The 25,689-nt window shown below is 74.4% G+C and carries 26 protein-coding genes and 1 pseudogene; 10 read left to right on the top strand and 17 right to left on the bottom strand.

Annotated elements, in window-relative coordinates:
* Window positions 1-12: 12 nt before the first annotated feature.
* From V1J52_RS12300 to V1J52_RS12275, 6 genes are all read right to left on the bottom strand, one after another.
* Window positions 13-1,275, bottom strand: a complete 1,263-nt coding sequence (locus V1J52_RS12300; protein WP_443075821.1) for a cytochrome P450 — start codon at window positions 1,273-1,275, stop codon at window positions 13-15.
* 29 nt (window positions 1,276-1,304) lie between these two features.
* Window positions 1,305-1,916 (bottom strand): GTP-binding protein, encoded by a 612-nt coding sequence (locus V1J52_RS12295; RefSeq protein WP_330139758.1) that lies wholly within the window; start codon window positions 1,914-1,916, stop codon window positions 1,305-1,307.
* Window positions 1,897-2,256 carry a DUF742 domain-containing protein gene (locus V1J52_RS12290; RefSeq protein ID WP_330139757.1) on the bottom strand — a complete coding sequence of 120 codons (360 nt, stop codon included), beginning with the start codon at window positions 2,254-2,256 and terminating at the stop codon, window positions 1,897-1,899. The genes V1J52_RS12295 and V1J52_RS12290 overlap by 20 nt, the downstream gene beginning before the upstream one ends.
* Window positions 2,253-2,672, bottom strand: a complete 420-nt coding sequence (locus tag V1J52_RS12285; protein ID WP_330139756.1) for a roadblock/LC7 domain-containing protein — start codon at window positions 2,670-2,672, stop codon at window positions 2,253-2,255. The genes V1J52_RS12290 and V1J52_RS12285 overlap by 4 nt, the downstream gene beginning before the upstream one ends.
* 123 nt (window positions 2,673-2,795) lie before the next feature.
* Window positions 2,796-4,301: a sensor histidine kinase gene (locus V1J52_RS12280; protein WP_330139755.1), complete on the bottom strand. Its 1,506-nt coding sequence runs from the start codon at window positions 4,299-4,301 to the stop codon at window positions 2,796-2,798.
* A 649-nt stretch (window positions 4,302-4,950) separates the two neighbouring features.
* A complete protein-coding gene (locus tag V1J52_RS12275) occupies window positions 4,951-5,367 on the bottom strand; it encodes a CBS domain-containing protein (protein WP_330139754.1) in 417 nt (138 codons plus the stop codon).
* Between the two features lie 513 nt (window positions 5,368-5,880).
* Between V1J52_RS12275 and V1J52_RS12270 the strand changes: the two genes are divergently transcribed.
* The gene (locus V1J52_RS12270) at window positions 5,881-6,738 is read left to right on the top strand and encodes a SigB/SigF/SigG family RNA polymerase sigma factor (RefSeq protein ID WP_330139753.1); all 858 of its coding nucleotides are present in this window, start codon (window positions 5,881-5,883) and stop codon (window positions 6,736-6,738) included.
* Window positions 6,739-6,765: 27 nt separating this feature from the next.
* Here the strand turns inward: V1J52_RS12270 and V1J52_RS12265 are convergent, their stop codons facing one another.
* Entirely contained in the window at window positions 6,766-7,140 is a 375-nt protein-coding gene (locus V1J52_RS12265) for an RNA-binding S4 domain-containing protein (protein ID WP_330139752.1), read from the bottom strand.
* Window positions 7,141-7,309: 169 nt separating this feature from the next.
* Here V1J52_RS12265 and V1J52_RS12260 point away from each other — a divergent pair, with 169 nt between their 5' ends.
* Window positions 7,310-8,728 (top strand): FAD-dependent oxidoreductase, encoded by a 1,419-nt coding sequence (locus V1J52_RS12260; RefSeq protein ID WP_330139751.1) that lies wholly within the window; start codon window positions 7,310-7,312, stop codon window positions 8,726-8,728.
* A gap of 54 nt (window positions 8,729-8,782) precedes the next feature.
* Here V1J52_RS12260 and V1J52_RS12255 read toward each other — a convergent pair whose 3' ends face one another.
* Together V1J52_RS12255 and V1J52_RS12250 are read right to left on the bottom strand one after the other, a co-directional pair.
* On the bottom strand, window positions 8,783-9,130 hold the full coding sequence (locus V1J52_RS12255) for a DUF3140 domain-containing protein (RefSeq protein WP_330139750.1): 348 nt from the start codon (window positions 9,128-9,130) through the stop codon (window positions 8,783-8,785).
* Window positions 9,127-9,378, bottom strand: coding sequence for a hypervirulence associated TUDOR domain-containing protein (locus V1J52_RS12250; RefSeq protein ID WP_330139749.1), 252 nt, complete (start codon window positions 9,376-9,378; stop codon window positions 9,127-9,129). Before V1J52_RS12250 ends, V1J52_RS12255 begins: the two co-directional genes overlap by 4 nt.
* Window positions 9,379-9,624: 246 nt before the next feature.
* Here V1J52_RS12250 and V1J52_RS12245 point away from each other — a divergent pair, with 246 nt between their 5' ends.
* The 3 genes from V1J52_RS12245 (at window position 9,625) to V1J52_RS12235 (ending at window position 12,258) form a co-directional block, all read left to right on the top strand.
* Entirely contained in the window at window positions 9,625-10,926 is a 1,302-nt protein-coding gene (locus V1J52_RS12245; protein WP_330139748.1) for a glycosyltransferase family 4 protein, read from the top strand.
* Window positions 10,923-11,846 carry a hypothetical protein gene (locus tag V1J52_RS12240; RefSeq protein WP_330139747.1) on the top strand — a complete coding sequence of 308 codons (924 nt, stop codon included), beginning with the start codon at window positions 10,923-10,925 and terminating at the stop codon, window positions 11,844-11,846. Before V1J52_RS12245 ends, V1J52_RS12240 begins: the two co-directional genes overlap by 4 nt.
* A gap of 127 nt (window positions 11,847-11,973) precedes the next feature.
* Window positions 11,974-12,258: a hypothetical protein gene (locus tag V1J52_RS12235; RefSeq protein WP_330139746.1), complete on the top strand. Its 285-nt coding sequence runs from the start codon at window positions 11,974-11,976 to the stop codon at window positions 12,256-12,258.
* A gap of 305 nt (window positions 12,259-12,563) precedes the next feature.
* Here V1J52_RS12235 and V1J52_RS12230 read toward each other — a convergent pair whose 3' ends face one another.
* Together V1J52_RS12230 and V1J52_RS12225 are read right to left on the bottom strand one after the other, a co-directional pair.
* On the bottom strand, window positions 12,564-12,917 hold the full coding sequence (locus V1J52_RS12230; protein ID WP_330139745.1) for a glycoside hydrolase family 3 C-terminal domain-containing protein: 354 nt from the start codon (window positions 12,915-12,917) through the stop codon (window positions 12,564-12,566).
* A 302-nt stretch (window positions 12,918-13,219) separates the two neighbouring features.
* Window positions 13,220-13,879 (bottom strand): annotated as a pseudogene (locus tag V1J52_RS12225) (glycoside hydrolase family 3 protein); the annotation flags it as partial.
* 337 nt (window positions 13,880-14,216) lie between these two features.
* On the opposite strand from V1J52_RS12225, the gene V1J52_RS12220 reads away from it, so the two are divergent.
* Complete coding sequence (locus V1J52_RS12220) at window positions 14,217-14,456, top strand: hypothetical protein (RefSeq protein ID WP_330139744.1); 240 nt, start codon at window positions 14,217-14,219, stop codon at window positions 14,454-14,456.
* Window positions 14,457-14,539: 83 nt separating this feature from the next.
* Here the strand turns inward: V1J52_RS12220 and V1J52_RS12215 are convergent, their stop codons facing one another.
* A complete protein-coding gene (locus tag V1J52_RS12215; RefSeq protein ID WP_330139743.1) occupies window positions 14,540-15,547 on the bottom strand; it encodes a YihY/virulence factor BrkB family protein in 1,008 nt (335 codons plus the stop codon).
* A 122-nt stretch (window positions 15,548-15,669) separates the two neighbouring features.
* Here V1J52_RS12215 and V1J52_RS12210 point away from each other — a divergent pair, with 122 nt between their 5' ends.
* Window positions 15,670-16,173 (top strand): metallophosphoesterase family protein, encoded by a 504-nt coding sequence (locus V1J52_RS12210; RefSeq protein ID WP_330139742.1) that lies wholly within the window; start codon window positions 15,670-15,672, stop codon window positions 16,171-16,173.
* A gap of 45 nt (window positions 16,174-16,218) precedes the next feature.
* Here the strand turns inward: V1J52_RS12210 and V1J52_RS12205 are convergent, their stop codons facing one another.
* Entirely contained in the window at window positions 16,219-17,082 is an 864-nt protein-coding gene (locus tag V1J52_RS12205; RefSeq protein ID WP_330139741.1) for an MBL fold metallo-hydrolase, read from the bottom strand.
* A gap of 232 nt (window positions 17,083-17,314) precedes the next feature.
* On the opposite strand from V1J52_RS12205, the gene V1J52_RS12200 reads away from it, so the two are divergent.
* Window positions 17,315-18,523, top strand: a complete 1,209-nt coding sequence (locus V1J52_RS12200) for a glycoside hydrolase family 64 protein (protein ID WP_330139740.1) — start codon at window positions 17,315-17,317, stop codon at window positions 18,521-18,523.
* Here V1J52_RS12200 and V1J52_RS12195 read toward each other — a convergent pair.
* On the bottom strand, window positions 18,510-19,070 hold the full coding sequence (locus tag V1J52_RS12195) for a gluconokinase (protein WP_330139739.1): 561 nt from the start codon (window positions 19,068-19,070) through the stop codon (window positions 18,510-18,512). The genes V1J52_RS12200 and V1J52_RS12195 overlap by 14 nt on opposite strands.
* A gap of 125 nt (window positions 19,071-19,195) precedes the next feature.
* Between V1J52_RS12195 and V1J52_RS12190 the strand changes: the two genes are divergently transcribed.
* Window positions 19,196-19,897: a FadR/GntR family transcriptional regulator gene (locus V1J52_RS12190; RefSeq protein WP_330139738.1), complete on the top strand. Its 702-nt coding sequence runs from the start codon at window positions 19,196-19,198 to the stop codon at window positions 19,895-19,897.
* Window positions 19,898-19,961: 64 nt separating this feature from the next.
* Here the strand turns inward: V1J52_RS12190 and V1J52_RS12185 are convergent, their stop codons facing one another.
* From V1J52_RS12185 to V1J52_RS12175, 3 genes are all read right to left on the bottom strand, one after another.
* A complete protein-coding gene (locus V1J52_RS12185; protein WP_330139737.1) occupies window positions 19,962-21,395 on the bottom strand; it encodes a GntP family permease in 1,434 nt (477 codons plus the stop codon).
* Window positions 21,396-21,470: 75 nt separating this feature from the next.
* Window positions 21,471-22,694 (bottom strand): FUSC family protein, encoded by a 1,224-nt coding sequence (locus V1J52_RS12180; RefSeq protein ID WP_330139736.1) that lies wholly within the window; start codon window positions 22,692-22,694, stop codon window positions 21,471-21,473.
* A gap of 194 nt (window positions 22,695-22,888) precedes the next feature.
* Window positions 22,889-23,218, bottom strand: a complete 330-nt coding sequence (locus V1J52_RS12175; RefSeq protein WP_330139735.1) for a hypothetical protein — start codon at window positions 23,216-23,218, stop codon at window positions 22,889-22,891.
* Between the two features lie 234 nt (window positions 23,219-23,452).
* Here V1J52_RS12175 and V1J52_RS12170 point away from each other — a divergent pair, with 234 nt between their 5' ends.
* The gene (locus V1J52_RS12170; RefSeq protein WP_330139734.1) at window positions 23,453-25,669 is read left to right on the top strand and encodes a catalase; all 2,217 of its coding nucleotides are present in this window, start codon (window positions 23,453-23,455) and stop codon (window positions 25,667-25,669) included.
* Window positions 25,670-25,689: the final 20 nt, after the last annotated feature.

Raw genomic sequence — 25,689 nt, 5'->3', positions numbered from 1 at the left:
CGGGCGCTCAGGTCACCGGTTGACGGGAGCGGGGGTGAACCGCACGGGCAGCGCGGTGAGCCCCCGCATCCACACCGAGGGCCGCCAGCGCAGCTCCTCGGGCTCCACCGACAGCACCACGTCGGGCAGCCGCTCCAGCAGCGCCTCGATCGCGCTGCGGGCGATCACCTCGGCCAGCAGCGGCGCCGGGTAGGGGCAGCGGTGCTCGCCGTGGCTGAAGGACAGGTGCGCCGAGCTGCCCGCGGCGCCCACGTGTCCCTGCGGCCAGATCTGCGGGTCGGTGTTGGCGGCGGCGAAGCCCAGGACGAGGCAGTCCCCCTCCCGGATGAGCCGCCCGCCCAGCTGCGTGTCACGCACCGCCCAGCGGCCGATGAAGTTCTGCGTCGGGGTGTCCAGCCACAGCACCTCCGTCAGCGCCTGCGTCACGCTCAGCCGCCCGCCCGAGACGTTCAGCGCGAACCGGTCGTCGGTCAGCATCAGCCGCAGCGTGTTGCCGATCCAGTTCGCCGTGGGCTGCTGGGCGGCGGCGATTACCGAGATCAGGTCCTGCACGACCTCCGCGTCGGTCAGCCCCGCCGGGTGCGAGAGCATCCGGGAGGTGACGTCCGAGCCCGGCTCCGCCCGCTTCTCCCGCACCAGCGCCTGGATGCGCTCCTGCACCCGCATGTAGGCGGCCACCGGGTCGTCGCCCTCGGCCGCGTCCAGTGTGACGGCCAGGTCCCGCACCAGCCGGTCGGTGTCCGCGCTCTCCGACGGCATGCCGCACATCTCCAGGGCGGCCAGCATCGGCAGCGGCTGGGCGAAGGCGGTGTTCAGGTCGGCCTCGCCCCGCCCGGCGACGGCGTCCACGAGGGTGTTCGCGATGCGCCGGCAGTGCGTCTGCAACTCGAACTGGTCCACCTGGCCCAGCGCCTCGCTGATCACGCCCGCCCGGCGCTGGTGCTCGGCGCCCTCGGTGAACAGGACCGACGGCTGGTATCCGACGAAGGGCATCAGCGGCCAGTCCGGCGGGATGGTGTCCCACGCGTGCCAGCGCCGCGAGTCCCGCGCGAACAGCTCGTCGTGGCTGGTGACGTAGCGCACCTCGCGGTAGCCGAGCACCAGCCACGCCGGCACCCCGCCGTCCAGCAGGATCGGCGCCACGGGCCCGTGCTTCTGCCGCAGCCCCCGGTACAGGTCGGAGGGCGTCTGCTGGTACTCCAGACCACTCAGCGCGGTCGCCTGGGCGTGCGCCGGGCAGCCGGCCGCCTCGGCGTCGGCCGGCCCGCCGGGCACGCCCGGGTCGACGGTCAGGGGGTGGTCGGTCACGGCGTCATCTCCCGGGCCTTGGACATGTCGTACAGGTGGTTGACGAGCCCGATGAGCACCGACTTGCTGGAGTCGCGCCGCCGGGCGTCGCAGTCGAGCATCGGCACGTCGGCGGAGACCGACAGCGCCTCGCGGATCTCCTCCAGCGAGTGCGCGGGGTCGTCGTCGAAACGGTTGACGGCCACCACGAACGGCGTGCCGTGGTGCTCCAGACGGTCGATGGCGTACCACGAGTCCGCGACCCGCCGGGTGTCCACCAGCACCACGGCGCCGAGCGTGCCGCTGAACAGCCGGTCCCACAGGAACCAGAACCGCTCCTGGCCGGGGGCGCCGAACAGGTACAGCACCATCCGGTCGTTGAGGCTGATGCGTCCGAAGTCGAACGCCACCGTCGTGGTGTTCTTGCTGCCGACCTGGTCCGTGTCGTCGATGCCGACGCCGGCCTGGGTCATCACCTCTTCGGTGTTCAGCGGCCGGATCTCGCTGACGGAGCGGACCAGGGTCGTCTTGCCCACGCCGAAGCCGCCGACGACGACTATCTTCAGGCCGGTGTCGGCGGCCGCGCCCAGCGGGGTTCTGGTGTCCGCCTCAGATTTTGTGGAGTCCATCGAGTACCTGCTTCAGAAGTACGGAGTCGGGCAGCGCGGAGTGGGCCGCGGGAACCTGCGGGTGGCGGGCCGTGATCCGTCCCGTGGCGAGCAGGTCGCCGAGGAGGATGCGCACCACCGTCACCGGCAGCGCCAGCACGGCGGAGACCTCCACCAGCGCCGTGGGCCTGCGGCACAGCTCCAGGATGCGGACGTGCTCGGACTGCATCCCCGGCGCCGGCTCGCACTCGCTGACGATGAGGGTCACCAGGTCGAACGACGTGTCGTCCGCGCGGTGCCGTCCGCCGGTCACCGTGTAGAGCCGGTCGGGGTCTCCCAGATCGACGGGCCGCCTGATCATGCCGGCCGTGTCTCCTCGTGCCGTACGCGCGGTGCCGCGCGCAAGTGATCGCTCAACTGCTCCACCAGTTCGCTCATGTGGTGCCCGATGATGCCGGGATCGGCGTCGTCGGAGGCCACGACCGCCAGGTGCGCGCCCTCACCGGCCTCCACGATGAACAGCAGTCCGCCGTGGAACTCCGTCATCGACTGGCGCACCCCGCCGGTCCCGTCGCCGAACTCCACCGACGCCCCGTGGGACAGGCTCTGGATGCCCGAGGCGATCGCGGCGAGCTGGTCGGCCCGGTCGACCGTGAGCCGCTCGCTCCAGCACAGCTTCAGCCCGTCCCTGGACAGCACCAGCGCGTGCCGGGTGCCGGGGGTCCTGGACAGGAGGTTCTCCAGCAGCCAGTCCAGGCTGCGGTCTGTCGTCTGCATCGTGGTCCTGGGGCCGACCGGCATCGCCGGGGGCATCGGCCCGTGCCTCCAATCTGGTGCGGGGGGACTTGGGCGCCGGGACGGCGGGGCCGTCACGCCGGCGGGCGTCGGTTCCGGCCGGGCTCACCCGGCGGCGGGCGGCTCCGGCTCCTGCGGGCCGTGCGGCGTCTCGCCGTCCCCGGCCGGCCGGCCGCGGCTGGCCCGCCGGAACGCGCTGAACCGGCTGCCCGCGTCACCGCGCGGGGCCCGGGAGGGCGGCACCGAGGGCGACGGCGCGGAGCCCTCGGCCGCGGCCAGCGTGCGGCCGCGCGGGCGCTTGGGCAGCGACCCGGGCGGGACCTCCTCGGCGCCGGGCACGGCGCCGGGCACGGCGTCCGGCGCGGCAGCGTGCCGGGCCGGACGCTCCCGCTCCACGGGGGGCGGGGGAGCGGACACCGCCCGCGCGGGCACGGGGGCGCTGCGCGGCGTCTCCTCCGCTTCCGGCGAACGCGGCTGGGCGAGGAGCTGCTGCGGGATCAGCACGACGACGCCGGTACCGCCGCGCGAGGACGGCCGGTAGCTGACGGTCAGCTGGTGCTTGGCCACCAGCCGTCCGACGACGGGCAGGCCCAGCCGCGTGCCCTGGAGCAGCGCGAGGTCGGTCTGCGTGCCGGAGACGCACTCCTCGGCGCGGCGCAGGGCCGCGTCCGCCATCTTCAGTCCGCTGTCCTCGATCGTCACGACGATGCCCGCCGTGCGCTCCTCGACGTACACGTGGACCTCGTCGATGGGCGGCGAGAAGTTCGTGGCGTTGTCCATCAGCTCGGCCAGCGCGTGCATGATGCCCTCCGCCGCGTGCCCGGAGATGGCCACCGTGCTGGTGCAGTGCAGCCGCACCCGCTGGTACGCCGCGATCCGCCCGACCGCGCCGCGCAGGATGGACTCCATCACGATGGGCTTGTTCCACTGGCGGCTGGACCGGCCGCCCATCAGCACCGCGAGCCGGTCGGCCAGCAGACTCAGCTGCGAGGTGTTGTGGTCCAGCTGCAACAGGTCCCCGAGCACGTCCTCGTCGTAACGATCCTGCATGTCGCGCAGGTGGGCGAGGATCGTGTTGGCCTGCGCCTGCACCCGGTCCACGGCCTTCACACTGGCCGCCATCGCCGCCACGCTGCGCCGTTCGCCGAGGGCGATCTCGCGGGCGCACAGGTCCAGCAGCCGCTGGGCGGCGGCGCCGCCGGGCCGCTGCACGCGGTCCAGTGCCGTGGCCGCCGAGGCTCCGTCGCGGAGCTGCTTGACGAGGGCGGGCAGCGTGATCTCGGCCAGCTGGGCGATCTCCCCGCCGGTGCGGGCCAGTTCCTCGCTCGCCCGGTCGTGGGCCGTCCGCAGCCGGGCGGCTTCCTCCTGGGCGGCGGCGGCCCGCAGGGCGGCGCGGCGCAGCGCGACCATCGCCACGGTGGTGGCCACGACCACCACCACGCCCGCCGCCACGGCGGTCGCGGTCACCCACACGCGTCCCGCCTGCGGCGCGGCGAACGTCACCGCGGCGCAGGCCGCGGCGGTGGCCAGGACGGTACCCGTCAGCGCGAGCGGTCCTGGGGCGCGGGGTGGCAGCGTCGCCGGCTGACGGGGTGTCACAGGCACTGACATCAATCGGTCCTCATGGGCAGAAGGTGCTGGAGGAGGGCGGAGCTGTGCCCAGCGCTGGCAGGCCGGACAAGTGGTCGCGGGCACCATGTTGACAGCGATCTTCCGCACCACCTCGGCCTCATGTTAGCCACGTACAGGCGCAGTTGAGTCCAAACCGCGATGCGGGCAGCCGCGAGGGTGACGGAGCGTCATATTCGCCGTCCGCGTTCGCCGTCCGTGGTAGGAGCCGTACCGCGGAGCGGGGGACTCCGGGCGGCGCCGGGAACCGGGGGCCATCCCCGCGAGTGCCGGGCGGGGGCACGGTGGGAGCCGCGTGCCGGAGTGCCCCGGCACCGCCGCGCGCCACGCGGGGCACTCCGCGCGGCGTGACGCACGGTGATGGTGAAAATCGTGTGAGTTGCCTCCAGGCTCCCTCCGCGAACCCGGGCGCGCGACCGCGGAGGGGCCCTCCCTGCGGCCGGTCCTCCCGCGTTGGCCGGGGGGCCGGGGGCCCATGCAAGGGCCCGCCCGGTGCGACGGGGGATGCACACCGGGCGGGCTTGTCGTTCTTCTTACCGCGAACGGCACCTTCCATGCACGGCCGGACCGTGCGGATTCCGGGCCGTCCGGCCCGGCGTCGCGAGGGCCGCGCGGGACGGGCCGGGGGCCGTCAGCCGGCGGACAGCGCCTCCAGCAGGTCGCCGACCTTCGGCTGCGGCAGCGCGCGGGCGACGTCGGCCTGCGCGACCATCCCGACCAGCTCCTGCCCGTCGATCACCGGGAGCCTGCGGACCTTGTGCTCGGTCATGGTCACCATGACCTCCTCGGCGTCGTCGTCCGCGCCGATGGTGACGGCCTCGCCCTGGGCCAGCTCCCCGGCCTTCGTCTGCCCGGGGTCCTTGCCCACCCCGAGGACCTTTACCACGAGGTCGCGGTCGGTGAGGACACCCTTGAGCTTGTTGTCGGTGCCGCAGACCGGCAGGGCGCCGACGCCCAGCTCGGTCATCTTCCGCGCCGCCTCCAGCGTGCTGTCCTGCTCCCCGATGCACTCGGCGCCCGGAGTCATGATCTCGCGTGCGGTGGTCATCGTCGCTCCTGTCCCGTCGGGTGCGTACGTACCTGCCGGCCGCCTGGCGGCCGGCGCCAGACACGGGTGCCCTGGCCCGGCCGGGCCTAACCCGCCCGCCGCCGCTCCGCCCGGTGCCGCGGCGGCGGGCGTGACCGGGCCCGGCGGGGGTACGCGCGTCCACCCCGTACGCGGGCGCCCCGCACACCGGCACCGCCGTCCGCGCGCCCGCTGTGCGCCGACCGGGTGGTGGCGCGCCGCCGCGCAGGACGACGCGCTGCCTGCGTTTGCGGTCGGGAGCGCCCGGCCGCAGAGTTGTGAGGGAGACGGATCGCGTCACCGCCCGGCCCCGGCTGTGAGAAGGCGAACCGCGGGTGCTCCGGCCGGAAGGCGCGGTCGCCGGGGCCCGCGCCGCCGCCGCCATCGGCCGCCGCAGACCGCCGGCCCTCCGCACCGGAACGACCCCGCGCGTGCCTGCTCCCGCGGACACCGCTTCCACCCGCCGACAAGCGTGTTTCTGGGAGAGCGAAGCAGATGAGCACCGTAGTTCCCCGGGCCAAGCGCGCCCGTCATCCGCATGACGACGCCCCCGACACGGCCGCCGACATGGTGCGGCTGGCGTCCCTTCCGGCGGGGCCGGAGCGGGAACGGCTGCACCAGGACATCGTGCGCGCCTGGATGCCCATGGCCCACCGGCTGGCCCATCGCTATCGCAATCGCAGTGAAAGCCTGGAGGACCTCCAGCAGGTCGCCGCTCTCGGACTGGTGAAGGCGGTCGACCGGTACGACCCGGAGCGCGGCTGCGCCTTCGAGAGCTACGCGGTGCCGACCATCGTCGGCGAGCTGCGGCGCCACTTCCGGGACAACCTGTGGGACCTCCACGTACCCCGCCGGGTCCAGGAACTGCGCAACAAGGTGCGCGCCAGCCGCCGGGAGCTGAGCCTGACCCTGGACCGGCGCAGCCCCACCGTCGCCCAGATCGCCGAGCACACCGGGCTCTCCGAGGAGGACGTGCAGCTGGGCATGGAGGCCCTGGAGAGCTACCGCACCCTCTCCCTGGACTCGCCCTACCCGCACGCCGAGGACGCCTTCACCCGGGCGGACACGCTCGGCGACTTCGAGCCGGGCTACGACCGCGTCATCTACCGCGAGTCCGTCAAGCCCCGGCTGCGCAGGCTGCCGGAGCGCGAGCGGCGCATCCTGTATTTGCGGTTCTTCTGCGACATGTCGCAGAGCCGCATCGCCGCCGAGGTCGGCATCTCGCAGATGCACGTCTCCCGCCTCATCAGCTCCACCTGCCAGCGCATCCGCCGGGAGGTGGAGGCGGAGATGACCACCCCGCAGCCCGAACGGGCCCGGCCGCCCGAACGCCCCGCGGACCGGCTGCCCTGACCCGGCACCCGGCCGGGCCCCGGGCCGTCACCGCCCGCGCAGCCGGTTCAGATCGCGCCGCTCCCGCTTCGTCGGCCGGCCCGCCCCGCGGTCGCGCCGTGCCACGGCCACCACCGGCTCGTCGGGCGGCGGCGCCGGGGTGTTGTCCACGTAGCACTCCACCGCGACGGGCGCGCCCACCCGCTTGCGGACCACCCGCGACACCACGACGATCCGTTCGCGCCCGGCGAACCGCAGCCGCACCTCGTCGCCCGGCCGCACGGCCTGCGCCGGTTTGGCGCGCTCACCGTTGACCCGGACGTGCCCGGCGCGGCAGGCGTCCGCGGCGACCGAACGCGTCTTCACCAGCCGGACGGACCAGATCCAGGTGTCCACCCGCGCCGTGCCCTCGTCTCCCGCCATGCCCCGACTCTAGCCCCGGCCGGTGGCGGCCGGGCCGCGTCCGTTCGCCACCGGCCGGGTGTGAGGCGTCCCGGGCGCGGGCAGCCGTGGTGGAGGTCCCGGCCGTGTCCGGGCACGGACCGGTCCGCGTCCCGCGCGCGGACCGGCGGCAGGAGAGGAGCGGTCCGGCATGGCGAGCGTCCGGCGCATGGTGGTCATCGGCGGGAACGCCACGGGCATGGCGGCGGCCTCCGCAGCCCGCAGGCTCGTCGGCGAGGACGAACTGGAGATCGTCGTCCTGGAGCGCGGCGACTTCACCTCCTACTCCTCCTGCGGCATCCCCTACTGGATCGCCGGGGACGTGCCCGACCTCGACACCCTCGTCGTGCGGGGCCCCGACGAGCACCGCAGCCGCGGCATCGACGTCCGCATGCGCACCGAGGCCACCGCGCTCGACACCGGAGGCCGCCGGGTGCGGCTGCGCGGCCCCGGGGCGGGGGAGGAGTGGCTCGGCTACGACGAACTCGTCCTCGCCACCGGCGCCCGTCCCGTGCGTCCGCCACTGCCGGGCATCGACGCCGAGGGCGTGCACGGAGTCCAGTCGCTCGACGACGGCCGCGCGCTGCTCCAGGCGCTGGAGCGGGCCGAGGCGGACGCGGCGGGCCGGGACGGGCGGCGCCGCGCCGTCGTCGTCGGCGCCGGCTACATCGGTGTCGAGATGTCCGAGGCGCTGGTCCGCCGGGGCTACGAGGTCACCGTGCTCGACCGCTCGCCGCAGCCCATGACCACGCTCGACCCCGACATGGGCCGCCTCGTGCACACGGCCATGGACGGCCTCGGCATCGAGACCGTCACCGGTGTGACGGCCACCGCCGTCCGCACCGGCGCCGACGGGCGTGCGGAGGCCGTCGTCACCGAGGACGCCGAATACCCGGCCGACATCGTCGTCCTCGGCCTCGGCGTCCGGCCCGAGACCACGCTCGCCCGGGAGGCGGGGCTGCCGCTGGGGGAGTCCGGCGGTCTGCTGACCGACCTGTCGATGCGGGTGCGCGGCCACAGCGACGTGTGGGCCGGCGGTGACTGCGTGGAGGTCCTGGACACCGTCGCGGGCCGCACCCGCCCGGTCGCGCTCGGCACCCACGCCAACAAGCACGGCCAGATCATCGGGGCCAACATCGGCGGCGACTACGCCACGTTCCCCGGCGTCGTGGGAACCGCCGTCAGCAAGGTGTGCGACCTGGAGATCGCCCGCACCGGGCTGCTGGAGGAGCAGGCCGCCGGGCTGGGCCTCCGGTTCGTCACCGTCACCGTGGAGGCGACCAGCCGCGCCGGGTACTACCCCGGCGCCGAACCGATGCACGTGAAGATGACGGCCGAGCGCCGCACCGGGCGGCTGCTGGGCGTGCAGATCGTTGGACGGGAGGGTGCGGGCAAGCGGGTGGACGTCGCCGCCGTCGCCCTGACGGCGGGGCTGACCGTGGAGCAGATGACCTCGCTCGACCTGGGCTACGCGCCCCCGTTCTCCCCGGTGTGGGACCCGGTGCTGACGGCGGCCCGCAAGGCCGCCAAGGCGGTCCGCGCGGCGGCCGACCGCCCGCACGGCGGCTGACCGGCCGACCGGCCGCCGAACTCCCGCGTCACCGGCCCGGGGCCCGTCTCGGCGTCAGCGCTGCGGGTCGTGGCCCCAGTTCATGAGCGAGTGGCGCCACGGCGTGTCCGTCACGTCCCCCCGGGGCCGCTGGGCGAGGTGGCGGTGCACGTAGCCGACGACCTTGCGCATGTGGGCCACGTCGTCGTCGCTGAGGTCCTTCTCCTTCGTCCGCAGCAGGTCCACGATGCGCCGGCCCGAGGCGTGGCCCACACTCTCACCGCCGTCGCCGTGCTGCCCCGCCTCACGCGCCGCGTCGGTGCGCAGCCACTCCTCCAGCTGGGACGGTGTCAGGTTGACGCACGCGTGGAACTCGTCGATCACCTGCTCACGGCCTTGACCGCCCCCGCGCGCCGCGCTCATCCGCCACCGTCCTTCCTGCGCAGCGCGCCGGGCTTGTGCACCGCGTGGCCGCCGGACGTCTCGCTCTCCACCTCGTACTGCGGTTCCTCCTTCGACGCGTCCACGGTCCGCCCGGCCGCCCGGGTCCGTCCGGTGATCCTGCGCTTCACCCTGCCGACCGCCTCGCTGCCGTGGCTCTTCCACGACACGCGGTCGCCCTTGCGGAAGCGGTCGTCCCCGTCCTTGCCCTTGCTCTTGTGCTTCGGCACGGATATCCCCTTTCGAGTGAACTTTCCTGCCGCAGCCGGGTGCCCGTCGACGCCGCGGCCGAACGTCGGACCTGCCAAGTCCGTGCCGGACACGCCCTGGCGCCCCACCCGGAACGCCCCGCCGCCGACTATGGTGACCAGCGACGAGACCAGGGCGTCCTGGTACCGGCCTCCCAGCCGAGCGGGGGCCCGGACCCGCGGTGACGTGGCCGGGCGCCCCGTGTCCCCTCAGCAGCACGAGGACACATGCGCATCGCTTTTCTCATCCACCACGCCTACGGCATCGGGGGCACGATCCGCACGACGTTCAACTCGGCCAGCGCCCTCGCCGAGCAGCACGACGTCGAGGTCGTCTCCGTCTTCCGCCACCGGGACCGGCCCGCCCTGGAGCCCGGCCCGGAGGTCCGGCTGCGGCACCTGGTCGATCTGCGGCCCGGCAGCCCCGGCTTCGACGGCGAGGACCCCGAGCACGCCCGCCCCGCCCGCCGCTACCCGCGCGCCGACGGGCACTACGGCCGATACAGCGGCCTCACCGACCGCCGCGTCACCGAGTACCTGCGGAGCACCGACGCCGACGTCGTCGTCGGCACCCGGCCCGGGATCAACACCCAGATCGCCCGGTACGCGCCCCCCGGGCCCGTGCTCGTCGGCCAGGAGCACCTCACCCTCGCCTGCCACTCGCGCCGCCTGCGGCTGACCCTGCGCGACGCCTACCCCCGGCTGGACGCCCTGACGACGGTGACCGAGACCGACGCCCGCGACTACCGCAGCCGCATGCGGCTGCCGGGCGTCCGCGTCGAGGCGGTTCCCAACGGCGTCCCGGCCCCGCGCACCGCACCGGCGGACCCGGCCGCCAAGTGGGTGATCGCCGCGGGCCGGCTCGCCCCCGCCAAGCGCTTCGACCTGCTGCTGCGCGCCTTCGCGCAGGTCGTCGCAGAGCGGCCCGACTGGCGGCTGCGCATCTACGGAGCGGGGCCGCAACGGGAGCGGCTGCGCGCCTGCATCGACCACCTGGAGCTGTACAACCACGCGTTCCTGATGGGGCCGGCGCACCCGATCGAGTCGGAGTGGCTCAAGGGGTCCCTCGCCGCGTCCAGCTCCAGTCTGGAGTCCTTCGGCATGACGATCGTCGAGGCGATGCGCTGCGGACTGCCGGTGGTGGCCACCCGCTGCCCGCACGGACCGGCCGAGATCATCCGTGACGGCGAGGACGGCCGGCTGGTGGCGGTGAACGACCCCGACGCCCTCGCGGCCGGGCTGCTCGGGCTCATCAGCGACGAGGACCTGCGCCGCCGCATGGGACGGGCCGCGATCGAGAACGCGCGGCGCTACGATCCCGCCCGCGTCGCCGAGCGCTACACGGACCTGTTCACCGCGCTCCTCGCCCGCCGCGGCCGCCACAGCCGCCTGGGCCGCCTGCGCGCCGGGCTGCACCGCACCCGGGGCGCGGCGCTCGGTACCGCGTTCGCCGCCCGTGACGGGCTGCGGCACGCCCGGGCGGCCGTGCGCGGCGCCACCGCGCGGAGCACGGAAGGACCCGCCGCATGAGGCTGCCCGCCCCCGCGGACGGCACCGGAGACGGCTCCCGCGAGAGCCGCCCGGCCAGCGGGCCCCGGGCCGGTGCGCGCGGCGCGGCCGGTTCCGGTGAGCGGACCTTGCCCCCGGCGCCCCGCGCCGACTGCGCGGCCGACGCCGCCGGCACCCTCACGTTCACCCTCGCCCTGCGCACCGGGGGCTCCCCCTGGCGGACGGTGCTGCTGCAACGGCGCGGCGGCGAGAGTCCGGTGGACACCGTGCACCTGCCGCTGACCGAGGAGGTCCCGGGCGTCCTCAGCGCCCAGCTGCCCCTCGCGCTGCACCTGGCCGAGGGCCGCTGGGACGTGTACGCCGCGCCGGCCGGGACCGGGCGCACCCGGCTGCGTCCGGGCGTCTACGACCTGCGCACCCTCGCCGGCGGCGCGGCCGCAGCCGGCCACTTTGCCGGGGCGGCCGTGTGCGTCCCCTACACCACCAAGTACGGCAACCTCTCGCTGCGCACCTGGCTGCGCGAGCCGCACGCCGAGGCGGGCGCCATCCACCTGGCCGGGCGGACCGGCACCGTCGAGGGCCGGCTCCACGGTGCGGAGCTGGCCGGCGGCGCCCGCCTGGAGGTCCGGGCCCGTGGCGCGTCCGGCCCCGCCCACGCCCTGCCCGTCACCCGCGACGGGCAGGACTTCACCGCGGCCCTCGCCCTCGGTGCGCTGCCCGCACCGGCGGACGGCCCGGCCCGGTTCGAGCTGTGGCTGCGGCCGGACGACGCGGCGCCGCCCGTGCGGGTCGCCCGGCTCCTGGACGACGTGCCCGACAAACGCGCCGTCTTCCGCTACCCGGCCGTCGCCCTGGGCGACGGCCGGGAAGCCGCCTTCGTCTACACGGCGGACAACGACCTGGACGTGGAGGTCCGCGCGGCCGTGGCGCCGGCCGCCTGATCCGGCCCCCCCGGGGCAGCGGAGGATCCGCTGCCCCTGACGGTGCGGGCGGGCACCGGAGTGTGCGGGCAGCCGGGGCGGGTACCGCTGGTCAGGTGAGGAACCACTGAGGGCAGGAGGTGCCGCCATGGCAGGCAGGGAAGACGACGCGGAGCGGGACGAGCGCGAGAGGGCCGGGGACGAGCCGTCCCGGATGGGCAAGGCGGACAGCCCCGCCGTCGCGGGCAGCGACATCCAGCAGCCCGAGATCGCCGAGGGGCCCGTGGAAGGACTCCAGCCGGGCGAGAGCGTCGAACGCGGTCCGTGGACGCCGCCGCTGGAGGTCGATCCGCCCACCGGCCCGGACCTGCCCCGCGACGCGGCGGGGGAGCCGGATGCCGTCAAACGGCAGAAGGAGGAAGGGGGTCCCTGACCCCCGGCTCTGACCTCTGGCTCTGACCGCCGGGCACGCCTGTGCCCGGCACGCACGGCAGGCCGCGTCCGGCGCGGCCTGCCGTGCGTGCGCGTGCGGGGCCGCGTGCCGGTGGTGCCCGCACGCGTCCGCCTGCGTCCAGGCACGGAGGCAGGCAGGACACCGGTTCTGACGCCAGGTCAGGAGCCGGTCCTGGCGGGGGCCGTTGACAGTCCACGCGGCCGGGGACATCCTCCCTGGAGAGCGCTCTCCCGGCTCTTCGCCAGGCGCATGCCCCCGCACCCGTGACGAGGAGAACCCGTGATCTACGGCTCCACCACCCGCGCGTCAGGCCGGTGCTCGGCGTGCAGTTCCCGCCCGTCGCCGTCCAGGAAGCGCACCAGCACCCCCGGTTCGTCCGTCAGGGGGTTGTGCGCCCGTGAGCCGTCCAGCGGCGTGGGCGGCCCCTCCGGAAGCGCCCCGGGGCAGTGCCGCACCCGGGTGCGGCCGAGCGCCGCCGTGAGCCCGGCCAGCGGGGAGACGGCCCCGGCCGCGGCGTCCACCCGGCCGCTGCCGCCGCCCTGGTACCGCGGGGCCGCCGCGTTCGGCCCGAGCACGGCGAGCGTGCCCAGGCCGGGCCCGTCCAGCGGCAGCAGCCCGCCCTCGTTGCGCAGCAGCACCGCACCCGCCGAGGCGGCCCGGCGCAGCAGTGCCCTGGCACGCCGGGGGCCGGGGGCGGCCGGCCCCCGGCGCCGGGGGTGCGGTGACCGCGGGGCAGGCTCCCACCCGTGCGGCCAGGCGCAGCAGCCGCCGCACCTTGTCGTCGACCGCCTCCTGGCTGACGGCGCCCGAGCGCAGCTCGGCCAGGAAGCCGCGCGCCCAGGGGCCCGTCCGGGCCGGGCATGGCCAGGTCCTGCGCGGACCGGGCGGAAGCCCCGACCGAGCGGACGGCGCCCCAGTCGGAGACGACGGGCCCGTCGAAGCCCCAGGCGTCCTTGAGCGGATCGGCCAGCAGGGGGCTCTCCGTCATGGTCGTCCCGTTGGTGGCGTTGTAGGCGCTCATCACCGCCCAGCACCCCGCCGAGACCGCCGCCTCGAAGGGCGCGAGGTACACCTCGTGCAGCGCCCGGGGCCCGATCCGGGAGTCGGCGGCCAGCCGCCCGTCCTCGCTCTCGTTCCCGACGAGGTGCTTGGGCGTGGCCGCGACGCCGTACCGCTGCACCCCGCGCACGAGGGCCGCGCCGGTGCGCGCGGCGAGCACCGGGTCCTCGGAGAAGCACTCGAAATGGCGTCCGCCCAGCGGCGTCCGGTGCAGGTTGAGGTTGGGCGCCAGCAGGAGGTCCACGCCCCGGTGCCTGGCCTCGGCCCCCAGCAGCGCGCCCAGCTCCTGCGCCAGTCCGTCGTCCCAGGCCGCCGCCTGGGCGGTGGGCGAGGGCAGGACGCAGGGAGGCGGCTGCCGCCGCGCGTCCCGGCGCACCCCGACCGGCCCGTCGGAGGCGACCAGCGGCCGCAGACCGACGGCGGGTTCCCCGTGGGTCCGCCACAGGCTGGCACCGGTCAGCAGCCGCACCTTCTGCTCCGGTGTGAGCTTGCCGAGCAGCACGTCGATCCCGTCCTCGGCGGCGGCGCGGGCGTCGGTCATCGAACCTCCAGGCGGGTACCGAAGCAGCTCCGAGTGTTGGAGAGCGCTCTCCGAGGCCACAGGTTCGCGGTCCGCCCGAATGCTGTCAATGGCGGGACGGCGATGTGCGCCGGTGCATGGCGATCCAGGCGTTTTTTCGCTTATCCGGCGATACGAGTGATTCGTTGTGTTCTTGGGCGCTGCCGGGGCACCCAGGGGCCGTGTGCCGGGCCCGGGCCCGTCGACGGCCGGACCGGCGCACGTCCGGGCCGCGCCGTCGGCCGCACCGCCTCCGCCGGGGCCGGCCGCGCCGGGACCCGGCGGCGCACACGAGCGAACGCATGGTTAGGGAGACAGCATGATCATCAAGAAGCTGCACGAGTCCGGCATCCGCAGCGAGCACGCCTACACCGCAGCCCTCGCCTCCATCGGCTTGAGCTTCCTGTCCTGGACGGCGTCGCTGAAGAAGGAGGAGGCGGGGCTGGACCGCGCCGACCGCTGGGGCATCTTCGTGGGGGAGTGGGCCCCGACGTTCTTCGGGCTGGGCCTCGCGCTCGCCCAGTATGAGAAGCGCGACGGCGGCCTCCTGAAGCACTGACCGCCCCTCCCGCAGCCGGGCGCCGCCGCACCCCCGACGGGTGCGGCGGCGCCCGGCTGCGGCCCGCTGTCTGGGGTGCCGCGTCAGAGCTTGCGGGTGTCGCGCGGCTCGACGTACGGCTCCTCGCCCGGCGGGTGGCCGCTCTCGACGGCCCGGCCCCGCTCCAGCTCCGCGTTGAACTCCAGTCCCAGCAGGATGGCGATGTTGGAGACCCACAGCCACACCAGGAAGATGATCACCGCGGCGAGGCTGCCGTAGGTCTTGTCGTAGCTGCTGAAGTTGGCCACGTACAGGCCGAAGGCGGCCGAGGCGATCAGCCAGATGAGCACGGCGAGCAGACCGCCCGGCGTCACCCAGCGGAACTTCCGCTTCACGTTCGGGGCGGCCCAGTACAGCACCGAGAAGACCACGCTCACCAGCAGCAGGAGCACCGGCCACTTGGCGATGTTCCACACCGTGATGGCCGTGTCGCCGAGGCCGAGGACGTTCCCGGCCCGGCGGGCCAGCCCGCCGGTGAAGACGACGCCGACGGCCGAGACGGCCAGCAGCACCACGGTGACCAGGGTGATGCCCACCCGCGTCGGGACCGTCTTCCAGACGGGGCGTCCCTCGCCGATGTCGTAGACGGCGTTGCCCGCCCGCATGAACGCGGCGACGTAGCCGGACGCGGACCACAGGGCGACCGCCAGGCCGAGGACGAACGCCAGGCCCGCCTTGCCCTGGCCGTTCTGCAACTGCTCCAGCATCGAGGTCAGGATGTCGCGGACGGCCCCCGGGGCCAGGCTGCTCACGTTGTCGATCATCGGCTGGATCGCCGAGCTGCCGATCAGGCCCAGGACCGAGACCAGGGCCAGCAGCGCCGGGAAGATCGACAGCACGCCGTAGTAGGTCAGCGCCGCGGCCCAGTCGGTGAGGTTGTCCTCCTTGAACTCCTTGCCCGTCTGCTTCAGCACACCCTTCCAGGTGCGCTTGGACAGGCCGGACGGCTTCTTCGCGGGTTCACGCGGCGGCGCCTGTCCGGGCGCCGCGCCGCCTGGCGCCTCGTCCGGGGAGGCGGAGCCGCGCGCCTCGTCGTCGCGGTGTCGCGCCATGGACATCACCTCTTCGGGTCGCGGTACGGCAGCAGGGGTCCAGGCGGCCGGGTAACCGGCGCGACGCGACGGAAACGGAACCACGCGTACCGGTGTGCGGAGGCCGCCCCTACGCTGGGAGGGTGCGCCTGCTGCTGACATCGGACACCCACCTGCCCCGCCGGGCGAAGCAGATGCCCGCCGAACTGCTGGAGCGGATCGAGGAGGCGGACGCCGTCCTCCACGCGGGCGACTGGGTGGACACCGCGACGCTGGACCTGCTGGAGGCGCGTTCCCGGCGGCTCATCGGGGTGTACGGCAACAACGACGGACCCGCCCTGCGCGCCCGGCTGCCCGAGGTCGCCCACGCAGAGCTGTCCGGCGTGCGCTTCGCCGTCGTCCACGAGACCGGCCCCGCCCGCGGCCGGGAGCAGCGCTGCGCCGCCCGCTTCCCCGAAGCCGACGTCCTCGTCTTCGGGCACAGCCACATCCCCTGGGACACCGAGGCGCGGGGCGGTCTGCGGCTGCTCAACCCCGGCTCGCCGACCGACCGGCGCCGCCAGCCCTTCTGCACCTACATGACCGCCGAGGCCGCGGCGGGCCGGCTCTCCGGCGTCACCCTGCACCGTCTCCCGCCCCGGCGCTGACACCCGCCGCGGGTCCCCGGCGCAGGTCCGCCCGGGGCGGGCGCCTCACCGCTCACCGGGCGGTGCGCCGCCCGGCTGGCCGCCCACCTCGACCGCCTCGCCCCGGCGGCAGTGCAGCAGCCGGCCGGCGAACCCGTCCCGCTCCGCGGCGGCGAGGAAGTCCGCGAGCGGGGACCGCATCACGCCGTACTCCTCGTAGTGCACCGGCAGCACCCGCCGGGGCTGGAGCAGCCGGACGAACCGGGCGCCCTGCCCGGCGTCCATCGTCAGCAGCCAGCGGCCCGCCAGCAGCGTGCCGCCGAGGTGGACGGCGGCCACGTCCAGGGGACGGAACCTGTGCGCGACCTCCCGCAGGCCGTCGAAGACCAGGGTGTCGCCCGACAGGTACAGCCGCACGTCGGGCGGCTTCCCGGCGGGCCCGAACTCCAGCACGCTGCCCATGACCGGCGGCAGGGCCGCCCGCAGCAGCCGGCTGCCCGCGTGGCGCCCGGGGACGGCCGTCACCCGCACCATCGCGGTGCCCTTGACCAGGGTCTGCTCCTGCCACGTGCGCAGCCCCACGGCCCGGGAGAATCCGTGCAGGCCCTGAAGCCGCCGTGCGGCGTGCGGCGTGGTCACGACGGGCGTGCCGCGCGGCAGTGCCCGCCGCGCCCGCCGGTCGAAGTGGTCACCGTGCAGGTGGGAGAGGACGACCGCGTCCAGATCCCCGGGCAGGTCGCCGGCCCCGAGCGCCGGCTCGGTCAGCCGGCGGCTCACCAGTCCCTTGCCCAGGTAGGCGAACTCCCCGCGGTGCAGGAAGTTCGGATCGGTCAGCAGCGTCAGCGGGCCGTAGCGCAGGAGCAGGGTCGCGTTGCCGGCGAAGAGGATGCGGACGCGTCCCGGTGGTACCGGCGTGTCGGGTGCGGGCATGGCGCGGCACCGTCCTTCCCGTGGCCGCCCGGCGGGCGGGAGCACGCCGGGTACCCCGTCGGCCCGGCCCGGACACCTGGCCAGCGTCCTGCCCGAGTCCGGGCCATGGCTTCGGGAACTGAAGGATGAGAACGCTCTCAGGAAGAGGTGACGCGGTGTCTTGACGGCGGCACCGGACCGCACCACAGTGACGTCCGCCACCTGTGCGCCTTCCCCCCACCCTGGAGGCCCCATGGTTTCCCGTCGTTCGTTCCTCGCGTCAGCCGGCGCCGCGGCCGCGGCCGCGCCGCTGTGGAACCGGAGCCTGACGCCACCCGCCGCGGCCGCCCCGGCCACCTGTGAACTGGTGCTGGCCAACCGCGGCCTGCCCGGCACCGTGTACGCCTACGTGACCGGACGCGAGCCGCACACCGGCCGCTGGAGCGTGCTGCGCGCGGACGGCAGCCGCTACCTGCCCGCCTCACCCGCCGCGCGGGTGCCCCTGCCCGCCGACTGCGCGATCCCCGTGGGCGGCGCCGGATCGGCCCGGCGGCTGACGCTGCCGAGGATGTTCGGCGCCCGCGTCTACTTCGTCCGCGACGCCACGCTCGACTTCTACCTCGACCCGGGACCGGCGCTGGTCGAGCCCTCCTTCGTCAACCAGGCGGACCCGAACTACGCGAAGACGTGGGCGTTCTGCGAGTTCACCTTCAACGAGGTGCAGCTGTTCGCCAACATCTCCTACGTCGACCTGGTCACCGCCCTGCCGATCGGGCTCTCCCTGGAGGGCGACGCCACCCACACCGTCGCGCCGCTGCCCCTGGACGCCGCGCGGCGCGTCGCGGACGGGCTGGCCGCGCAGCGTGCCCGGGACGGCCAGCCCTGGGACCGGCTGGTCATCCGGGACGGCGGCCGGGTCCTGCGCGTCGTCTCGCCGCAGAACATCATGGCGCCGCACTTCGACGACCAGGCCGCCATGCCGTTCCGCGGCTACTGGGAACCGTACGTCGACGCCGTCTGGCAGAAGTACCGCAGCACCGACCTGCGCATCGACCTCCAGGGCGGCCGCGGCGTGCACACGGGCCGGGTCAGGGGGGACGTGCTGACGTTCACCGGCGGCCACACCTTCCGCAGGCCCACCTCGCGCGACGTCTTCACCTGCAACCACGGCCCGTTCACCAACAACCCGGCGGACCCGGACGTGAGGAAGGGGCTGCTGGCCCGGCTCGCAGCCGGGTTCAACCGCAGCACGCTGCTCACCCACCCCGACCAGCCGAACTCCGCCACGGCGGCCGACTACTACCGCGACCCCACGACCAACCACTGGTCGCGCCTGGTCCACGCCAACGCCCCCATCGGCTACGCCTTCCCCTACGACGACGTGCGCCCGGACGGGCAGCCCGACGTCTCCGGCGCGGCGCACGACAACAACCCGCGCCGCTTCACCGTCACCGTGGGCTGACCGCCCGCCCCCTGGGCCGGCCGCCCGGCCCCTCCGCCCGGCGCAGCGCGTCGAGCGCCCGGCCGACGAGCACGGGCGGCGCCGCGGTGACGGACACCGCGGCGCCGCGCTCGTCGGCCTCCAGCGGTTCCAGCGCGGCGAACTGCGAGTCGAGCAGCGTGCCGGGCATGAAGTGGCCCCGGCGCCGGCCCAGCCGGGCGGAGATCAGCTCGCGGTCGCCGGTGAGGTGGAGGAAGAAGAGGCCGGGCTCCGCGGCGCGCAGCCGGTCGCGGTAGCGCCGCCGCAGCGCCGAGCAGCTCACCACGCCCGCGCAGCCCGCGGCGTCCCGGCCGCGCTCCCGGGCCCAGGCGCCGATGGCCGCCAGCCACGGCGCGCGGTCGGCGTCGGTGAGCGGCGCGCCGGAGGACATCTTGGCGATGTTGGCCGGCGGGTGGAACGCGTCGGCCTCGGCGTAGGGCACGCCCAGCTCGGCGGCCAGGAGGGCACCGACGGTCGACTTCCCCGTACCCGACACGCCCATGACGACGATCACGGTGGGTGCGGACAACGAAACCTCACTGTTCGTGCGCTTACCGGCCCGGCCCGGCCGGGGCCGATAGGTGCGATGTATAGGTGAAGAGATGGCATAAAAGTATTACTTAAGGGGGCTGGGGGCAACGTAGGCTGAGGCCCATGGACAATCAGCGGCAAGGGCTGCACGCGCGGGTGCTGGCCACCCTCGGGCCCGCCATCACCGGTGGTGACTTCCCGCCGGGCAGCGTGCTGCGCACCGACGAGCTCGAAGACCGCTTCCAGGTGTCCCGGACGGTGGTGCGCGAGGCCATCCGCGTCCTGGAGTCCATGCACCTGGTGCGCTCCAGGCGCCGGGTCGGCGTCACGGTCCTGCCCGAGGAGTCCTGGGACGTCTACGACCCGCAGGTGATCACCTGGCGCCTCCAGGGTCCCGGCCGTCCCCGCCAGTTGCGGTCCCTGACGCTGCTGCGCTCGGCCGTCGAGCCGGTCGCCGCCCGCCTGGCCGCCGAGCTGGCCACCCCCGAGGAGTGCGCCGAACTCACCGAGCACGCGCTCGGCATGGTCGCCACCTCGCGCGGCCAGCAGCTCGACCGCTACCTGGTCCACGACGTCGCCTTCCACCGCGTGGTGCTGCGCGCCTCGCGCAACGAGATGTTCGCCCGGCTCGGCGACGTCGTCGCCGCCGTCCTGACGGGCCGCACCGAGCACCAGGTGATGTTCTCCGATCCCGACCCCGACGCGGTCACCCTCCACGTGCGGGTCGCCGAGGCCGTGCGGAGCGGCGATGCCGGGCGGGCCGAGGAGCTGACGCGCCGGATCACCACCGGCGCGATGGCCGAGCTGGAGGTCCTCGCCCCCTGACCGCTGCCGCCGGCCGCCACGGGGGCGGGGCCCGGCGCGCCACCGGGCCCCGCCCCCGCCGCCCCTAGACGACCGCCCACAGGCCCAGGGCGATCAGGAACGCCGACAGGCCGAGGGTGGTCTCCATCACGGTCCACGTTTTCAGCGTCGTCTTCTCGTCCATGCCGAAGAACCGGCTGACCAGCCAGAAGCCCGAGTCGTTGACGTGCGAGAGCACGGTGGCGCCCGCGGCGATCGCCACGACCAGCAGGGCGATCTGGGCGCTGCCGAGGTCCGCCTGCCCCACCGCGCCGGCCAGGAGACCGGCGCTGGTGGTCAGCGCCACCGTGGCCGAGCCCTGCGCGACGCGCAGCAGCGTCGAGATGATGAACGCCTGGAGGATCAGGGAGAAGCCGAGGTCCGAGAGCGAGGAGCTGAGCGCGTCACCGATGCCGCTCAGCTCCAGCACGCCGCCGAACATGCCGCCGGCCGCGGTGATCAGGATGATGGAGCAGATCGGCCCGAGGGCCTCGTCGACGATTCGGCGCACCCGCTCCATCGACGTGCGCGGCCGGCCCAGCACCAGCACCGCGACGACGACGGTGATCAGCAGCGCCACGGTGGTGCTGCCCAGCAGTCCCAGGAACGCGGGCAGACCCGAGCCGGCGTCCAGGACTCCGGCGGCGTCCAGCGTGTCCAGCACGGTGCTGAAGGAGATGAGCACCAGGGGGATCAGCAGCAGCGAGAGCACCGTGCCGAAGGCCGGCGGAGCCTGGCCGAGCTGCGGCTTGCCGTCCTGCCCGCCCTGCTCCTGCTGTTCGGCTCCGGTGCGCCCGTGCGCGTCCCGCGCCTCGCCGAAGACGACGTTCGCCACCGGGACGTCCACCCGCGCGCCCAGGAACCGCGAGACGAGGTAGACGCCGACGTACCAGGCGGCCACAGCGATGGGCAGCCCCATCAGCAGGGTGACCCCGATGTCCCCGCCGAGCTGCTCGGTCGCCGCGACCGGGCCCGGGTGCGGCGGCACGATGGCGTGCATCGCGGCGAACGCGCCCGCCGCGGGCAGGGCGTAGAACAGCAGGGAGCCGCCGAAGCGCCGGGCCACGGTGAGGATGATCGGCAGGAACACCACGAGGCCGGCGTCGAAGAAGATCGGGAAGCCGAAGCACAGCGCGGCCACGCCCAGCGCCAGCGGCGCCCGCCGCTCCCCGAAGCGCGAGATGAGGGTGTCCGCCAGCACCTGCGCGCCGCCGGTCAACTCCAGCAGGCGTCCGAGCATCACGCCGAACGCCACCAGCAGCGCCACCGAGCCGATGGTGTCCGCGAAGCCGAACATGAGGACATCGGGGACGTCGGCGAGCGGGAAACCCACCACCAGGGCGGTCACGACGCTGACCCCGACCAGTGACACGAAGGCGTGCAGCTTCACCTTCATGATCAAGAACAGCAGCAGCGCCACCGCGCCGGCCGCGATGAGCAGCAGCGTCGCCGTCCCGTAGACCGGCTCTATCGCTTCCATGAGGACACTCCCTTGAAGACCGGAACCGGAAGTTACGCGAAAGGTACTACCTGTTCAAGAGGTGAGAATGAAAAGTCATACGAAACGTGACCTGCTGCGGCGCCGGAGCAGGCGCTGGACGCGCAGCAGCCACTTCGGCCGCTGACGCCGCTCCCGCGAGTACCGGTCCAGCTCCTCGGCCAGCCGTACCGAACGCTTCTCGACGTCCAGCTCGTCCAGCATCCGGTCCACGTCGGCCAGCAGCGCGCCGTGCAGCTGCCACTGACGCGGATGCTCCTGCACGGTCGCCAGGAGCAGGTGCGCGACGTGCTCCCGGCTGGCGCGGCTCGCCGACAGCTCCGCCAGCAGAAAGGTCTCCGCCTCCTCTGCGTTGGCGCTGACCTGCGTGGTGATCAGCACCGCGAAGCTCTCCACGGCCCCGGCCATGTGCTGGAACAGCTCCTGGAGCGCCTGGGTGACCTGCGGCGGGAACAGCGCCTCCTCCCGGCGGTACTTCGCCAGGTCGGTGAGCGTCCTGGCCGTCACCCGCAGCACCACGGCGCAGATCTCCAGCGTGTCGAGCCCCGTGCGCAGCACGATCCGCGACAGCAGGCCCTCCCTGACCCGCGGATTGAACCGCAGGCTCTCCTCCGCGCGCGCCAGCGACTCGTCGACCTGCACGATGTCGTGGTCCAGCCGCCGCGCCGTGTGCAGCCGCGCCACCGCCTCCTCCACGGGCGTGTGCCCGGACATCTCCTCCCCGAGGTCCAGGAGCAGGTTGCGCATCCGCCGGGCGAGGTCCTCGATCGACTCCCCGGCGGTGTCCACCCACACCGGCGGCAGGAACACGAAGTTGAACAGCAGCCCCACCGCGGCGCCGATGACCGTCTCCAGCACCCGGCTCAGCGCGAGATCCGTCGCGTGGGACACCCCGAGCACGAGCATCGCCGAGATCGCCACCTCGGGCACGAACTCCCCGGCGTGCACCACGTGCCCCAGCACCAGCGCCGAGATGATGAGCAGTCCGAGGCTCCACCAGCTCAGCCCCACCAGCGTGCTGAAACCGACGGCGATCACCACGCCCGCCACCACCGCGTTGACCCGGCGCATGCCGCTGGTCAGCGTCGCGTACAGGGTGACCTGTACGACGAGCAGGGCGGTCAGCGGCGCCAGCAGCGGCGGGGGAGGCGTGCCCAGCAGCCACAGCGCGGCCGCGTAGGCCAGCGTCGCGGCCGTCGCGGAGCGGACGGTCCGGACGACGACCGGCTCGTTGCGGCGTTCGACGAGCTTGACCACGGGTTCGGGGAGGACTTTCGACACCCGCTGTCCCTTCCCGCTTCCCGCGCAAGCAGACACCGCCCGGCCCCGGGCACTCGGGTGAACCCTTCCGGGCCGGCCGCCGCGGCGGGCCCGGCACGCGCCGCCGCGGCCACCCGGGCTCCACGCCGCGCACGCGGAAGCCGGGTTCCGGCCCCCGGGGGCCGGAACCCGGCTTCGCCGGTTTCGCGCGGGCGTCAGTCCAGGAAGCAGACCGCGTACACGGTGACGGGCAGACCCTGCGGCTCGTTGCTGTCCCCGTGCGCGTCGACCTCGCCCCAGGCGCTGCCCTCCCAGCCGTACCCGTCCTTGGTGGGCCGGGAGCGGAAGACCGTCACCTCGTCGTCGTGGTCGATGTCCACGCCGCCGCCGATGGCGTGGAAGCCGTAGGGGCAGTTGACGGTGACGTCACCGAAGCCGCTCTTGGTGACGTGCAACGTGGGGCGGGCGGTGGCCGAGGCGGCGGTGCCCAGCACGACGGCCCCGGCGAGGGCGGCGGTCACGACGGAACGCGTGGTGTTTCGCATGATCATCATGCCGCCCATGTCTACCCGCCCGCGCTCCGCGCCCCAAGGGACACGCGCGTCATCCCCGCCCACGTCCCCGGTTCGGCGCAGTGCCACGCCCTCCCGCCCCGGCGGTACGCGGCGACCCGGCGGCGCCGCCCCGCTGCTTGCACCCCCGGTGCGGAAGGGGCGGTTTGGGACCGCCGCGACGCGGTCACCTGTGAAACCGCCGCTGTCCCGACGCACGGAGGAACGATGGACCCGTCTGCCCCGATTCCCGGCCGCCCCGCCAGCGAACCGCCCTCCCTGGAGGAGCCGACCGAACCGAGGGGCCCCCTGCCGCCCAAACCCGACCAGCGGGGGCCCGCCACGGTCAGCCCGACGGGACAGCCCACGGGAGCCGACCCGGCGGACGTCGCCCAGGGCGGTGACCGTCTGACGACCGCGCAGGGCCTGCGGCTGCCGGAGACCGACCACTCGCTCAAGGCCGGGCCCCGCGGCCCGGTGCTCCTCCAGGACCACCACCTGCGGGAGAAGATCACCCACTTCGACCACGAACGCATCCCCGAGCGGGTGGTCCACGCCCGCGGGGCGGCGGCGCACGGCGTCTTCCAGGGCTACGGCACCGCGTCCGAGATCACCCGGGCGGCCTTCCTCGGCAAGGACGCCGAGACCCCGGTCTTCGTCCGCTTCTCCACGGTCCTCGGCTCCCGCGGCTCCTCGGACACCGTGCGCGACACGCGCGGTTTCGCCACGAAGTTCTACACCACCGAAGGGGTCTTCGACCTCGTCGGGAACAACATCCCGGTGTTCTTCATCCAGGACGCCATCAAGTTCCCCGACATCATCCACGCGGGCAAACCCCACCCCGACCGGGAGATCCCGCAGGCCCAGAGCGCCCACGACACGTTCTGGGACTTCGTCTCCCTCCACACCGAGGCCGCGCACCACACGCTGTGGAACATGTCGGACCGCGGCATCCCGCGCTCCTACCGCATGATGGAGGGGTTCGGCGTCCACACCTTCCGCATGGTCAACGCCGCGGGCGAGACGACGCTGGTGAAGTTCCACTGGAAGCCCCGGCTCGGCGTGCACTCCCTGGTGTGGGAGGAGGCCCAGCTCATCAACGGCGCCGACCCCGACTTCCACCGGCGCGACCTGGCCGACGCCATCGAGGCCGGCGCCTACCCGCAGTGGGAACTGGGCGTGCAGACCTTCCCCGACACCCCGGAGCAGACCTTCCAGGGCATCGACCTGCTGGACCCGACGAAGATCGTGCCGGAGGAGCTGGCCCCCGTCCAGCCGGTCGGCCTGCTGACGCTCAACGCCAACCCCAGCAACTACTTCGCCGAGACCGAGCAGGTCGCCTTCCACCCGGGCCACCTCGTGCCGGGCATCGACGTGACGGACGACCCGCTCCTGGCCGGGCGGCTCTTCTCCTACATCGACACCCAGATCACCCGCCTGGGCGGCCCCAACTTCGCCCAGATCCCGATCAACCGGCCGCACGCCCCCGTCAACGACATGCTGCGCGACGGCCTGCACCAGAGCGCCGTCCACCGGGGCGTGGCGCCCTACCGGCCCAACTCACTGGACGGGGGCTGCCCCTTCCTCGCCGGGGCCGACGCCGGGGGGTACGTCGAGACGCCCGTCGAGGTGCCCGCCGCGCAGAAGGTCAGGGAGGCACCCGCCTCCTTCGCCGACCACTTCAGCCAGCCGCGCCTGTTCTGGCTCAGCCTGTCCCCGGTGGAGCGCGAACACGTCATCGCCGCCTACACCTTCGAGCTGAGCCGGTGCTACGAGCAGGCGGTCAAGGAGCGGGTGCTGCGCAGCCTGGCCAACATCGACCCCTTCCTGTGCCAGGAGGTCGCCACCGGGCTCGGGCTGCCCGCGCCCGAGGCGTCCGGGCCCCTGCCCGAGCCGGAGCCGAGCCCGGCGCTGTCGCAGGTCGGCCGGGAGTGGCCCGCGGCCGGACGCCTCGTGGGCATCGTCGCCGACGACAGCAGCGACCTCGACGGCGTACGGGCGGTGCGGCAGGCCGTCCTGACCAGCGGAATGGTGCCGCTGGTCGTCGCGCCCGCAGGCGGTGCGCTGGGAGCCGACGGCCCGGACCCCGTCACGGTCCAGCGCACGTTCGCCGCGGCGCGTTCGGTGGAGTTCGACGCGCTGCTGCTGGCCGGGGCGCCCGCCCCGGCACCCGACGCCCGCGGCGCGCGCGACGCCAAGGCAGGGGTCGGCGCGGCCGCGGCGCAGCCGGTGGACCCGCGGGTCCTCCTGCTCGTCGGTGAGGCGTTCCGGCACGCCAAGGCCATCGGCGGCTGGGCCGGAGCGGACCGGGTCCTGACCGCGGCCGGTGTCGCGCCGGACGCCCCGGGCGTGGTGACCGGCGACACCGGCGAGTCGGTACTCGCCGGCGTCACGGCCCTGCTGTCCCGCCACCGCGTCTGGGACCGCTTCCCCGCCGGGGCCTGACGCACCGGCCGCCCGCCGCG

It is taken from the genome of Streptomyces solitudinis (assembly GCF_036323765.1).
In the GTDB taxonomy this organism is placed as follows: domain Bacteria; phylum Actinomycetota; class Actinomycetes; order Streptomycetales; family Streptomycetaceae; genus Streptomyces.
Note: the sequence above shows the minus strand (reverse complement) of the source record. Positions and strands in the feature narration are given on the sequence as shown.